We start from the raw sequence: 12,426 nt of genomic DNA, 5'->3' as shown, positions 1-12,426 counted from the left end.
CCGCTTCCGCGTGTGCGCGTATAGAGCACCCATAGCCCTCCTGGTTGTGCTGAGCGGCGCAAGCGCGATGGGAGGCGATGACAGTGACCGTTCCGGACCTGCACACGCGATCACGGTGGCTCAGGGCGTTCAAGCCGGTGGCGCGGCCGCGGTGCCGGCTGGTGTGCGCCCCGCACGCGGGCGGCACCGCACAGGCGTACCGCACCTGGCCCACCGGTCTGCCGGCCGACGTCGAGGTGCTCGGCGTGCAGTACCCCGGCCGCCAGGACCGGCTCGGCGAACCCGTTCCGACCTCCATGGACGACCTGGTCGGCCCGGTCGCCGACGCGGTGGAGCCCTTCCTCGGCGAACCGCTGGCCCTGTTCGGCCACAGCATGGGCGCCGTCGTCGCCTACGAGGTCACCCTCGAACTCGAACGCCGGCACGGGCAGGTCGTGGATCTGCTCGCCGTCTCCGGTTCGCGGGCTCCCCACCAGCGCGAGGAGCACGAGCGGCATGAACTGGACGACGCCGCCCTGATCGAGGAGCTGCGTCGGCTGAACGACGACTTCGGCGATCTGCTGGACTCCCCGGAACTCCTCGACCTGGTCCTGCCCTCCATCCGCGCCGACTTCGGCGTGGTCGCCCGCTATCTGCGGACCCCGCCGGTACCCGTCCGGGCGCCGTTGCTCGCCCTCGGCGGCAGCTCCGACCCGGATGTCGCCCCCGCGGACCTCACCCACTGGCGGGCCTGCGCGGGCGGCGCCTTCGGCACCCGAGTGCTGACCGGCGGCCACTTCTACCTCGCCGACGAGGCACCCGTCCTCGACGTGCTCGCCCCTTGGCTTCCGCACCGCCGCTCGACAGCCCACCGGGCCTCGTGACCCGGCACCGTCCGGGCCCTGCCCGACCCCACGATCACAGGAGTACGCGCAGCATGGCTGACCTGTCCGGCGCCTCGAACGTCGTCGAGATCTTCACGGAGCACGCTCGCACGCGCGGCGAACACCGCGTGGTCGCGATCGTGCGCGACCCCTCCGACCCGGCCACCGCCCAGTGGCTGACCTACCAGCAGCTGGACCGGGCGGCCCGGGTCTGCGCCCGGGAGCTGCTGCGCTCCTGCCGCCCCGGCGACCGGGCCCTGCTGCTCCTGCCGAACTCCGCCGAGTTCGTCGTCGGCATCCTCGGCTGCTTCTATGCCGGCGTGGTGCCGGTGCCCTCCTCGATGCCGGGCCGCTTCAAGCAGGACCAGCGCCGCGTACGCGGCATCGCGCGGGACGCCGAGGTGAGCTGCGTGCTCACCGCCCCCGACGAACTGGGCGACGTGCGCAACTGGGCGGAGACGGAGGACCTGGACGTCCCGGTGCTGATCCCGGACGTCGACCCGGCCCCGCTCACCGAGCCGTTCACCCCGCACGCCGCGGGACCCACCGACCTGGCGCTGCTCCAGTACACCTCGGGCTCCACCAACGACCCCAAGGGCAGCCAGGTCACCCACCGCAACCTCCTGCTCAACGCCGTCGCGATCGACACCTACCTGCCGGTCCGGGAAGGCCAGCGCTACGGTGGCTGGCTGCCCAACTACCACGACATGGGCCTCATGGGGCACATCCTGTCCCCGCTGCTCGTCGGCCACGGCATCGCCCTGATGACGCCGGCCGCCTTCCTGCGCCGCCCCCGTGCCTGGCTGGAGCTGATCGACCACTTCGACATCGGCCTGTCCGCCGCCCCCAACTTCGCCTACGAGCTGTGCCTCACCCGCGTCCCCGAGGACTCGATCGCCGACCTGGACCTGTCCCGCTGGAGCCAGGCGATCAGCGGTTCGGAGCCGGTCAAGGCGAGCGTCCTGGAGGACTTCGCGGAACGCTTCGCCGCCGCGGGCTTGACCACCGAACAGATCACCCCCTGCTACGGCATGGCCGAGACCACCCTGATGATCTCGACCACGTCCGACCGTGCCCCGCTCGTGCTCACCTGCGATGTCGCCGCGCTGGAAGCGGGCCGTGTGGTGCCCGCCGCCGACGGCGCCGGCCGGGCCCTGGTCAGCTGCGGTGAGCCGCGCGGACTTCAGGCCCGCGTCGTCGACCCTGCCACCGGCCGCGCCCTTGCGGCCGGTTCGGTCGGCGAGATCTGGCTGCGCGGCGAACTGGTGGTGGACGGCTACTGGCGCAACGCCGAGGCCACCGAGGCCACCTTCGGCAACCGGCTCGCCGACGACCCCGAGGACGAAGGCGGCTGGCTGCGCACCGGGGATCTCGGAGCCCTCGTGGACGGCGAGATCCATGTCACCGGACGCATCAAGGAGATGATGATCGTCCGGGGCCGCAACATCTACCCCCACGACATCGAGCACGAGCTGCGCCGACAGCATGAGGAACTGCGCGACACCGTCGGCTCGGTCGTCACCGTCCCCACCGACGTCGACGACACCGAGGGCCGGCTCGTGGTCATCCACGAGGTCCGCCGCCGCGCCGTCGACGAGGAACTGGCCCGGCTGGCCGCGAGCATGCGCACCACCGTGGCCCGCGAGTTCGGTCTGCGCGCCGACTCGGTCCTGCTGGTGCGCCGCGGCGCGGTCCGCCGTACGACCAGTGGCAAGGTCCAGCGGTCCGCCATGCAGGCCCTGTACGCGAACGGCGAACTGGAGCCCCTGTGGGCCGACGGCTACCCGGCGGCCGAGCAGGCCGTCGCCGTCGGGGCGGGAGAGCACATATGAGTGCGGCCGACCTCGAGGCACGGCTCACCGAGTGGTCCCGGCCGGGCGGCCCGTTCGACCCCGCTGTGCTGACCGCCCATGACGAGGCGGAGTCCTTCCCCGCCGAGGCGTGTGCCGCCCTCGACACCTGGGGGCTGCCCGACCACTACGTCCCGGTCCGCCACGGCGGCCGCCAGGACCGCCTCGACGAGTTCCTCGCCCTGCTGCGCCGGATCGCCGCCCGCGACCTGACAGTTGCCGTGGCCCACGGCAAGACCTTCCTCGGCAGTGTCTGCGCGTGGGTCGCCGGCGAGGACGGCCCGGCCGACCTGCTGGCCCGGCACGTGCTCGCGGGCGAGCCGGTGGCCTGGGGACTCACCGAGCCCGACGGCGGCAGCGACCTGCTCGCCGGCTCGCTCACCGCGACCCGCCACGGCGCCGGCTGGCAGCTGAGCGGCCGCAAGTGGCCGGTGAACAACGCGACTCGGGGCAATCTGCTGTGCGTCCTGGCCCGCACCGCCCCGGAGGGCGGTCCCCGCGGCTTCAGCGTCTTCCTGATCGACAAGCGGGCCACCGCCGCCGGCACCGTGCGCCCCCTGCCCAAGATGCCCACCCACGGCATCCGGGGCGCCGACATCAGCGGCGTGGAGTTCCACCGGGCCCGGGTCCCCGCCCATGCTCTCGTCGGCACGCTCGGCGGCGGCCTCGAACTCGTCCTCAAGTCCCTCCAGATGACCCGGATCGTCTGTGTCTCCCTCTCCTTGGGCGCCGGTGACCACGCGCTCGGGCTGCTGCGCCGCTTCCTGAGTGAACGGCGGCTCTACGGGCGGGATCTGGCGGCACTCCCGCATGTCCGCGTCACGGCCGGCCGGGCCGTGGCCCGTCAGTTCCTCGCCGAGGCCGTCGCCCACACCGCCGCCCGGGCCGCCCACGAGGTGCCGGAGCAGCTGAGCGTGATCTCCGCCGTCGCCAAGGCGTTCGTTCCGTCCCTGGTGCAGGACCAACTGCGGCTGGTCGGCGACCTGCTCGGCGCCCGCGGCTTCCTCACCGGCGTCGAGGGGTACGGCGGCTTCGCCAAGCTGGAGCGCGACCACCAGGTCGTCCCGCTCTTCGACGGCAGCACCTGGGTCAACCGGGCCGGCCTGGCCGGCGTCCTGCCCCTGCTGCGGCCCGGCCGGCGGGCCACCACGTCCGCGGCCGCGTCGCCGGTGCACTGGCTGCGCGAGGAGCACCGCCCCGCCCCCCTCGACGCACGCCGGCTGCGCCTGTCGGCTCCCCGCGACTCCGTTCTCGGGGCGCTGCCCACGCTGGTGGCCGAACTCGCCGAGCAGGACGGGACGTCGAGCACGGCGGCCGAGACCGCCTCCCTGGCCCGCGCCCTGCTGACCGCGTACGAAAGCCTGGGCGCCGACCTCGAGGGTGTGCGCCCCACCGGTGGTGCGCCGAGCACCGCCGCGATGCGACTCGCCGAACGCTACGAGTGGTGCTTCGCGGGCGCCGCCGCGCTCGCCCTGCACCGCGCAAGGCCCCGCCTGCACGACGGCCTGTGGGGGCAGGACGGGTTGTGGCTGCGCGGCTGTCTCGCCCTGGTCCTGGAGGGCCTGGGCAACAGGCCCACCGCGGCCATGCAGGTCTACGACCGGCTCGGCACGCTCCTGAGCTGCACGCCGGGCGTCCCGGTGAGCGTGCTCGACGACACCGTGCCGGACGAGCCGGCGCGCGACGGATCGATGGAGGTGCCCGCCGCATGACCGACGTCGCAACCCGCGCGGACCATTTGGAGAAACTGCTCGGCTCACCCTGGGACGCGGACAACCCCGCCGGTTTCGCCGCGGCCGTGGCCGCCGACGAGCGCGAGGAGACCGCACCGGCGGCGGAGGCGGTTCTGGACGAGTTCGGCCTGCTCGCCGAGTTCGTCCCCCGGGCGCTCGGCGGCCGTCTCGACCGTATCGACCACATGATCGAGCTGATGCGGTCCGTGTACCGGCGGGACCCGGCCCTGGGCCTCGCGCGCGTCGGCCAACTCCTCGCGAGCGTCAACGTCTGGACCGCCGGCTCGCCCGAACAGCGCCGGACCGCGGCCGAGTTGCTGCTCGACAACCGCCGGATCGCCTGCGCCTTCCACGAGCTCGCCCACGGCAACGACATCGCCGGCAACGAGTTCGCCGCCCACCGCGCCGGCTCCGGACTGAGCCTGCACGGGCGCAAGGAGTCCATCGCCAACCTGGACCGGGCCGATGCTTTGGTGGTCCTAGCACGCACCGACCCGGCCGACGGGCCTCGCGCCCACTCGCAGCTGTTCCTGCCCGCCGACCTGCTCGCCACCGGCCAGGTGCGCATGCTGCCGAGGTTCCGCTCCGTCGGCATGCGCGGAGTACGCCTGGGCGGCATGGAGGTGGCCGGTCTGCCGGTCCCCGACGGAGTGCTGCTCGGCGCACCGGGCACCGGTGTCGAAACAGCCTCCCGCGCCTTCCAGGTGACCCGGTTGGCGCTGCCCGCCATGAGCACCGCCCTGCTGGACACCGCCCTGCGCGTCACCCTGCATCACACCCGTCGACGACGGCTGTACGGCCGCGAGGCCGCCGCCATACCGATGGTGCGCACCACCTTGGCCGAGGCCTTCACGGACCTGTTGCTCTGCGAAGCCCTCTCGCGCAGCGCGGCCCGCGCCCTGCACCTGTGCCCCGAAGCCGGCAGCGTCCACGCGCCCGCGGTGAAGTACCTGGTGGCCGGAGTGCTCACGGACGCGGTGCAACGGCTGTCGACGGTGATGGGTGCGGAGTTCTACCGCCGTGACGGGGAGCACGCCGTGTTCCAGAAGATCGTCCGGGACGTCCGGCCGGTCGGCTTCGGTCACATCGCCCGCGCGGCGTGCCTGTCCGCCCTGCTGCCCCAGTTGCCCGGACTGCTCGGCCGCGCCCGTCGCGCTCCGGCCCCGGCCCCGGCAGCCCTGTTCACTGCGGAGGCCGAGCTGCCCGAGGCAGACCTGCCCGGGCTGCGGTTGGTCGCGGGCGGCCGCGACCCGCTCGCCGCCTCGCTCGGCACCGCCCTCGACGAGGACCTGCCGACGGCCGTACGGCCGCTCGCCGAGGAGCACGTACGCGGTTTCGCGGCACTGTGCGAGGCCGGTGCGACCCTGCGGCCTCGGGAGCTGTCGATCACGGCCGAGGTGCCGGTGCGCGAGCTGGCCGCCCGCTACACGGTGTCGCTCGCCGCCGCCGCGTGTCTGGGCGTCCGACGCACGGCCCCGGCAGGAGGGTTCCTGTCCCGGCCGGAGTGGCTTCAGGCCGCGCTCACCCGGCTCGCGGGCATGGAGCGGGTCATCCCCGCCGGCCTGTCGCCTGCGGTCGAGGACGCGCTGATCGAGGAGCTGCTGGACCGCGACGACCGCGGCCTGTCCTTCGGCCTCACCGGCCGCCCGTACGCGTGAAGTCCCCATCCACCACCGCACATTCCAAGGAGATACCGATGACCACGTACGGTTTCGACCCCGCCGGCCCGTCCGAGATCCAGAGTTGGCTCCTCGAGCGCGTCGCCGAGTACCTGCCGGACCTCGGCGAGGCCGTGGACCCCTCTCGGCAGCTCGGTGAGTACGGCCTCGACTCCATAGCGGTGGTGGCGTTCGCCGCCGACGTGGAGGAGCAGCTCGGGATACCCGTCGATCCCACCGCGATATGGGACTACCCGACCGTCGGCGAGCTGGCCCAGTACCTGGCCGACGAGCTGGCCGAGCGACGGCCGCAGGCCGCCTGACGGACACGACCACGGGCAAGGGGCCGAGGCGGGAACACCGCCTCGGCCCCTTGCCCGTTCGCGGATCAGGCCGCGTTGCTCTCCATGGCCCGGACCAGGCTCAGCGGACGCATGTCGGTCCAGTTCTCCTCGACGTACGCGAGGCAGGCGGCACGGGTGTCCTGGCCGTGCACGGTGCGCCAGCCTCCCGGGACCTCGGCGAACGCCGGCCACAGCGAGTGCTGGCCCTCGTCGTTGACGAGGACGAAGTACGACGCCTCGTCGTTCTCGAACGGATTGGCCACGATGACACCTCACAAATGCGGGCGGAACTGCGGTCGGAACGACCTTCGGACGCAGGCCTACGGCATTCCTATGACAATGACCTTGCCTGAATCTCCTGGCCACAACCTGCCAGCCGCATGGGGCAGTTATGAGGAATGCAGTGTTCCGCTCGAGCCGAACGAGCAGGACGTGAAGATTCCACTTTCGGTTTTCGCTGGCAGCCGGGGCCAACGCGCGTAGAGCTCGGTTCACGACCTCTGTCAGTTCGCTGCCAACGCAGTAGGCTGTCACGCCTTTTCCCTGGTGGAGCGCGATGCGCGAAGCAAGACTCTTCTCATGCAAACGCGATGCCGCCTCCGGACCGAGGTTAACGCGACGCATACGGGAATTATTCGGCGATCCACGTACGGAAGAATTTGGAGTTCATAAATGAAGTCCGCATTCCAGAAGGTCTCCGCCATCAGTGTCGCCGTGGTCGCACTGGTGCTCGTGCCGGTGACCGCGGGCACCGCATCGGCCGATGAACCGGGTTGGCAGTCGCCGGTGGCGCGCGTCGGGGAGACCGTCACCGACCTACTCGACGAGCCGGGCTGGCAGCGACTGCCGGGTGAGCCGGGCTGGCAGAACCCTCCGGCGGACTCCACCGAATGATCCTTTCCGGCACCTGACGAACAGGATCACCCCGTCCCGGAGACGCCGGTACGGGGTGATCTTTCTGCGTGTGACCCGTGTTACCCTGCCGCCGTTGAAGGACTTCGGGGGTTTCCTGAGACGGGGGTGGGGAGACTTGCTTGAACCGATAGGATTGAGCGCGGAAGCCACAGAGGTATACAGGGCCTCGTTACTTAATTCATGCGGTTCGGTCGAGGAACTGACCGGGTTGGTCGGCCGCCCGATAGAGGTCGTACGCGCCGCATTGGACGAATGCGTACGGCTGGGCCTGATCCGCCCGTCCTGGGAGACTCCCGGCCGCGTGCACGCGGTCAGCCCGGATGTCGCCCTCCAGGCCCTGTTGGCCCGTCAGGAATCCGCGCTGCTGGCCCGGGAGCGCCAGATAGCCGAGACCCGGGTGGAAGTGGCCCGCCTTTCCGAGGAGTTCGCCGCCACCCGCAGCCGCCGCCGGCACAACGAGGTCGAGCAGCTGGAAGGGCTCGACCAGATTCGCGATCGCATCGGTGAACTCACCCTGGGCTGTGAGCGCAGCCTGGTCAGCTTCGCCCCCGGCGGGCACCAGACCTCGGACAACCGGGAGGCCAGCCGTCCGCTCACCGAGTCCCTCAGGGACCGCGGAGTGACGGTGCGCACCATCTATCTGGACAGCATCTACAACGACCCCGCCACGGTCGAACACGCCCGCTGGCTGGTGGAGTTGGGAAACGATGTCCGAACCGTGGCCTGGCTCCCGGCCCGCATGATCATCTTCGATGGTGAGGCCGCCATCCTGCCCATGGACCCGGACAACAGCGGGGACGGGGCTCTCCTCTTCCGCGGCAGGGGCGTACTCGCGGGCCTGTCCGAGCTCTTCCGGCTGGTGTGGGACCGGGCGGCGCCCGTCACCAGTGCCCGTCGTCAGCGGACCAGCACCGACGACAAGGGGCTGACCAGTCAGGAGAAGGCCGTCCTGCGCCTTCTCGGGGAAGGCTTCACCGACGAGGGCGTGGCGCGCAAGCTCGGGGTCTCGGTCCGTACCGGACGACGTATCACCGCCGACCTGATGGGGCGGCTCGGGGCCAAGAGCCGGTTCCAGGCCGGACTGCGCGCGGCCGGCCTCGGCTGGATCGACGAGATTCCGGGCACCGGCGGAGAACCGGACGCCGACCACTCCGGTCTGCTGGACCCGACACGGGCCGACTCCACGGACGGCCCGGGCGTGGTCGGCCGCCGACTGGCGGACTGCTGAACCTCCTTGCTCTGAAGGCTTGTTGGGCTCCGCAGTGCGGCACGCCGCGCTGTGCCGCCCGACGGTCCGGCCGTCGCCTGACGTCCGCGGTCCCCTGGTCACACCTCGCGGGTACGGACCGGCGCCGCGCTGCGGACGGGCACCGAAGCCACGTCCCGTGCCAGACCCAGGAACGAGCCGCGGTAGAAGAGCAGCGGGCCGGAGTCCTCGCCCTCCTCGGGCACGGTCAGGTCCACCACCCGGCCGACCAGGATCCGGTGGTCCCCGGCCGGCACCACACTCTCGACCCGGCAGTCCACCCAGGCCAGACCGCCACCGATGCGCGGGGAGCCGGTCACCTCGGCCGGACTCCAGGCCACCCCGGCGAACTTGTCCGCTCCGCTGCGACCGAACCCCCGGCACAGCTCGGCCTGGTCCGCGCGCAGCACCGTTGCGCAGAACGCACCCGTCTGCTCGATCCGGTGCCCGGTCGCCGAGGCCTGCGCCACCGCGACGGACACCAGCGGCGGTTCCAACGAGAGCGAGGCGAAGGACTGGCAGGCGAAGCCGACCGGTTCGCCCTCATGGACGGCGGAGATGATCGTCAACCCCGTGCAGAACCGGCCGAGCACATCCCGGAAACGGCTCCGGTCGAAGCGGAGGGCGGTGGCGGTCGAGTTCACGCGTACCTCACAGGGCAGGGGACGGACGGTCACGTCGACGGCTCACGCTCCCCTCGTCCTCTACACGACAGCTACACCCGGCACCCGGCCCGGACGCGAGACGATCGGCTCCGGGGAGTAGCCGGGCCGGGCAGCAGCCCACGCCATAGGAACCCCGTAGGGGGTCGTTCTTCGATGGGTGACGTGCCGTAGGCTGCCGGGGCCCTGCTCCGGCCGGCTGTCGAGATTTCCGAGAGAGGCCGGTGTGGCGATGGTGGAGCCCTGGACTCCTCTGGACATCGACCCGGAGGGCGTCGGCGGCCCGGAAGAGCTGGTCGAACGCCTGGACGCCATGGGCCCGGCAGCGCTGAGCGAACTCCTCACCGAGGAGAAGGCCGTCGTCTTCCGGGGCTTCGACATCACCTCGGAGACCCTCGACGACGTACTCGACCGGATCCTGCCCAACAGGTTCGGACGGGCTCTGCGGCCCGCACGCGAACGTAAGACCGCCAACGTCTGGAAGGTCTCAGGGGAACAGCCTCATATCGCGGTCCGGCCGTACAACAAGATGAGCTGTACGCACGCCTGGCCCGCCCGGATCGCGCTGTTCTGCCACACGGCCCCCGCCGCCGGCGGCGCCACCATGCTGGTGGACGGCGCACGCTGGCTCAGCTCACTCGCCCTCGACCTGCGCGAACGGTTCTCCCCCGGCGTCCGGTACGTCCGCTACCTGCACGACGGTTCGGGCCTCGGCGTGAGCTGGCAGAACGCCTTCGCCACGACCCACCGCGAGGAGGTCGAGGTCTTCCTCGACGGCACCGGGACCGAGTGGCGCTGGACGGCCGACGGCGGCATCCACGTCTCACGGATACGCCCCGCCGTCATCACGCACCCGGTCACGGGCGACGTCTGGTTCAACCAGATCCACCGCTGGCATCCGGCCGGCTGCGGCCCCGTGGACGTCCTGTCCCGGGTCCTGCCGGTGGACCGGCTGCCCTGGAACGTCACGTTCGCCGACGGCTCCCCGATCTCCAGGGACGAGGTGACCCAGATCTGCGAGTCGGGCGCCGTGGCGACGGTGGACGTCCCGTGGAACCGGGGCGATCTGCTGCTCCTCGACAATGTGGCTCTCGCCCACGGCCGCCGCCCCTTCACCGGAACACGCCACGTCCGCGCCGCCATGTCGGACTGGTGCCCGACCCCGCCCCGAGCATGACGACCCGGCCGCGGGCGGGGTACGGGCAGCGGCTCTCAGGCCGCCGGCTCGTGCCGGGAACGACCGCTCTCGGCGAACAGCCGCAGCAGACTGTTGAGCTGGTACACGGACTCGCCCGGCTCGTCCGAGAACGCCAGCAGCCCTTCGTCGACCAGTGACTCCAGCCCCTCCTCGACCTCGGCGACCTCGAGCCCGAGGCAGCGGGCGGCCGAGCGGGCCGAGAACACCTCGTGCCTCAACCCCGACAGCAGCAGAAGCAGCTCGCGGTCCGCGCGGCCCAGCCGGCGCAGCGACAGCTCCATGCTGCGAGGCACCGACAACCCTCGTACCTGCAGCTCCTGGAGGCGGCTGTGCGGGTCCGCCAGTCGGTCCGCGAGGCGCCGCAGCGAGGAACGTGGCCGGCCGGCCAGCCGGGTCGCGGCGATGCGCACGGCGAGCGGGAGTCCGGCGCAGTGCCGGGCGATCTCCCGCGCGGCCTCCGGCTCGGCCTCGACACGGATCGGGTCCACCGCCGTGGACAGCATCCGCAGGCTCTCCGCGCCGCTCAGCGGGGGCAGCACCATGGTGTGCAGTCCACCGATCGGCCCCAGGGCGGTCTGGCTGGTGATCAGCACGGCAGGCTCCGGCGCCCCCGGCAGCAACCCGGACAACTGCAGCTCGCTGACCGCGTTGTCCAGGAGGATCAGCAGCCGGCGCCGGGCCGTGCGGGTCCGGTACAGCCGGATCAGCTCGTCCAGATCCGGTTCGGCCGCGCCCACCGGCTCCCCGAGTGCCCGCAACAGGCTGACCAGTACCTCCCGGGGGCTGCGGGGCGAGCCGTCCTGGTACCTCAGGTTCACGTACAACTGCCCGTCGGGGAAGGCCCCCAGAACCTCGTTGGCCGCGCGCACCGCGAGGGCCGTCTTGCCGCTCCCCGGCATCCCCGTCAGCAGGAACCGACGGGCGTGCCAGGTGCGTTGCCCGCTCGGCGGCAGCAGCCTGCGCAGTTCGGCCAACTCGGCCTCGCGGCCGGTGAAATCGGGAATGTCCGGGGGGAGCATCGCCGGTGTCACCGCCCGGGTGGCGGCCGGGAGCGCGGACGGTTCCATGACCGGCTCCCCCGCCAGGACCGCCTGGTAGACCTCGGCCAGCTCGGCGCCCGGGGTCACACCCAGCTCCTCGGCGAGCACCCGGCGCCCCTCGTGGTACGCGATGAGCGCGTCGGCCTGCCGGCCGCACAGGTACAGGGCCTTCATCAGCTGGGCCCGCATCCGCTCCCGCACCGGGAACTCGGCTACCAGCGAGGTCAGTTCGGGTATCAGTTGCCGGTGCCGCCCCAGCGCCAGGTCCACCTCGATCCGCAGCTCGGTGGCGGCGGCCCGTGCCTCCTCCAGCCTGGGCAGTTCGGCGTCCGCCAGGGGCTCCGTGACGTTCGACAGGGCAGTCCCCCGCCACAGCTCGAGCGCGCCCCGAAGGTGTGCGTCGGCCCGCTCCAGGTCGCCTGCTTCGTAGGCCTCGGCGCCGAGTCGGGCCAGCCGCTCGAAGTCCAGGAAGTCCACCCGGGCGTTCGCGGTCTCCAACGTGTAGCCGGGCAACTGGCGGACGATCCGCACGCCGTCACCGAGCTGCATCCGCAGCCGCGAGATGTACGTGTAGATCTGCGCGCTCACCGTGGCCGGCGGGTTCCACCCCCACAACAGATGACTCAGCCGCGTATCGGAGACCACTCGCCCCCTGGCCAGCAGCAGGGCCGCGAGCACGGTCTTGATCTTGGTTCCCGACAGGACGACGCGCTCGTCGTGCCTGCGGGCTTCCACCGGACCGAGAATTCGGAACTCCATGGCATCCCCCTGATTGGCTGCTTCTGGCGCTCCAGTCTTCAATCACAGAGGCCCGCTTGGTGGCTTTCGCCTTGTCAGGAGGCTGCGATGGCAGGTCCCTGCGAGCTGGACAGGTGATCCATGTGCCGAGGGGGCCGTGGTGGCAGCTGCCACCACGT

At 71.7% G+C, this 12,426-nt stretch carries 11 protein-coding genes; 8 read left to right on the top strand and 3 right to left on the bottom strand.

Annotated elements, in window-relative coordinates; translation table 11 throughout:
* Positions 1–77: 77 nt before the first annotated feature.
* From ACWGDB_RS33435 to ACWGDB_RS33415, 5 genes are read left to right on the top strand one after another with little or no spacing between them, the layout of a single operon-like run.
* Complete coding sequence (locus ACWGDB_RS33435; RefSeq protein WP_453825891.1) at positions 78–863, top strand: thioesterase II family protein; 786 nt, start codon at positions 78–80, stop codon at positions 861–863.
* A gap of 53 nt (positions 864–916) precedes the next feature.
* The gene (locus ACWGDB_RS33430) at positions 917–2,695 is read left to right on the top strand and encodes a fatty acyl-AMP ligase (protein WP_453825890.1); all 1,779 of its coding nucleotides are present in this window, start codon (positions 917–919) and stop codon (positions 2,693–2,695) included.
* A complete protein-coding gene (locus ACWGDB_RS33425) occupies positions 2,692–4,425 on the top strand; it encodes an acyl-CoA dehydrogenase family protein (protein WP_453825889.1) in 1,734 nt (577 codons plus the stop codon). Before ACWGDB_RS33430 ends, ACWGDB_RS33425 begins: the two co-directional genes overlap by 4 nt.
* Entirely contained in the window at positions 4,422–6,104 is a 1,683-nt protein-coding gene (locus ACWGDB_RS33420; protein WP_453825888.1) for an acyl-CoA dehydrogenase, read from the top strand. The genes ACWGDB_RS33425 and ACWGDB_RS33420 overlap by 4 nt, the downstream gene beginning before the upstream one ends.
* A gap of 38 nt (positions 6,105–6,142) precedes the next feature.
* On the top strand, positions 6,143–6,427 hold the full coding sequence (locus ACWGDB_RS33415) for an acyl carrier protein (RefSeq protein ID WP_451179054.1): 285 nt from the start codon (positions 6,143–6,145) through the stop codon (positions 6,425–6,427).
* Between the two features lie 65 nt (positions 6,428–6,492).
* Here the strand turns inward: ACWGDB_RS33415 and ACWGDB_RS33410 are convergent, their stop codons facing one another.
* On the bottom strand, positions 6,493–6,711 hold the full coding sequence (locus ACWGDB_RS33410; RefSeq protein WP_453825887.1) for an MbtH family protein: 219 nt from the start codon (positions 6,709–6,711) through the stop codon (positions 6,493–6,495).
* 409 nt (positions 6,712–7,120) lie between these two features.
* Between ACWGDB_RS33410 and ACWGDB_RS33405 the strand changes: the two genes are divergently transcribed.
* Positions 7,121–7,342 carry a hypothetical protein gene (locus tag ACWGDB_RS33405; protein ID WP_453825886.1) on the top strand — a complete coding sequence of 74 codons (222 nt, stop codon included), beginning with the start codon at positions 7,121–7,123 and terminating at the stop codon, positions 7,340–7,342.
* Between the two features lie 229 nt (positions 7,343–7,571).
* Positions 7,572–8,591 carry a LuxR C-terminal-related transcriptional regulator gene (locus ACWGDB_RS33400; RefSeq protein ID WP_453825885.1) on the top strand — a complete coding sequence of 340 codons (1,020 nt, stop codon included), beginning with the start codon at positions 7,572–7,574 and terminating at the stop codon, positions 8,589–8,591.
* Between the two features lie 98 nt (positions 8,592–8,689).
* Here ACWGDB_RS33400 and ACWGDB_RS33395 read toward each other — a convergent pair whose 3' ends face one another.
* On the bottom strand, positions 8,690–9,286 hold the full coding sequence (locus ACWGDB_RS33395; RefSeq protein ID WP_453825884.1) for a flavin reductase family protein: 597 nt from the start codon (positions 9,284–9,286) through the stop codon (positions 8,690–8,692).
* A gap of 217 nt (positions 9,287–9,503) precedes the next feature.
* Here ACWGDB_RS33395 and ACWGDB_RS33390 point away from each other — a divergent pair, with 217 nt between their 5' ends.
* Positions 9,504–10,448, top strand: coding sequence for a TauD/TfdA family dioxygenase (locus ACWGDB_RS33390; protein ID WP_453825921.1), 945 nt, complete (start codon positions 9,504–9,506; stop codon positions 10,446–10,448).
* A gap of 35 nt (positions 10,449–10,483) precedes the next feature.
* On the opposite strand, the gene ACWGDB_RS33385 is transcribed toward ACWGDB_RS33390, so the two are convergent.
* Positions 10,484–12,268, bottom strand: a complete 1,785-nt coding sequence (locus ACWGDB_RS33385) for a BTAD domain-containing putative transcriptional regulator (RefSeq protein WP_453825883.1) — start codon at positions 12,266–12,268, stop codon at positions 10,484–10,486.
* Between the last annotated feature and the right edge of the window lie 158 nt (positions 12,269–12,426).

The sequence above is a fragment of the Streptomyces sp. NPDC055013 genome (genome assembly GCF_053608645.1).
Note: the sequence above shows the minus strand (reverse complement) of the source record. Positions and strands in the feature narration are given on the sequence as shown.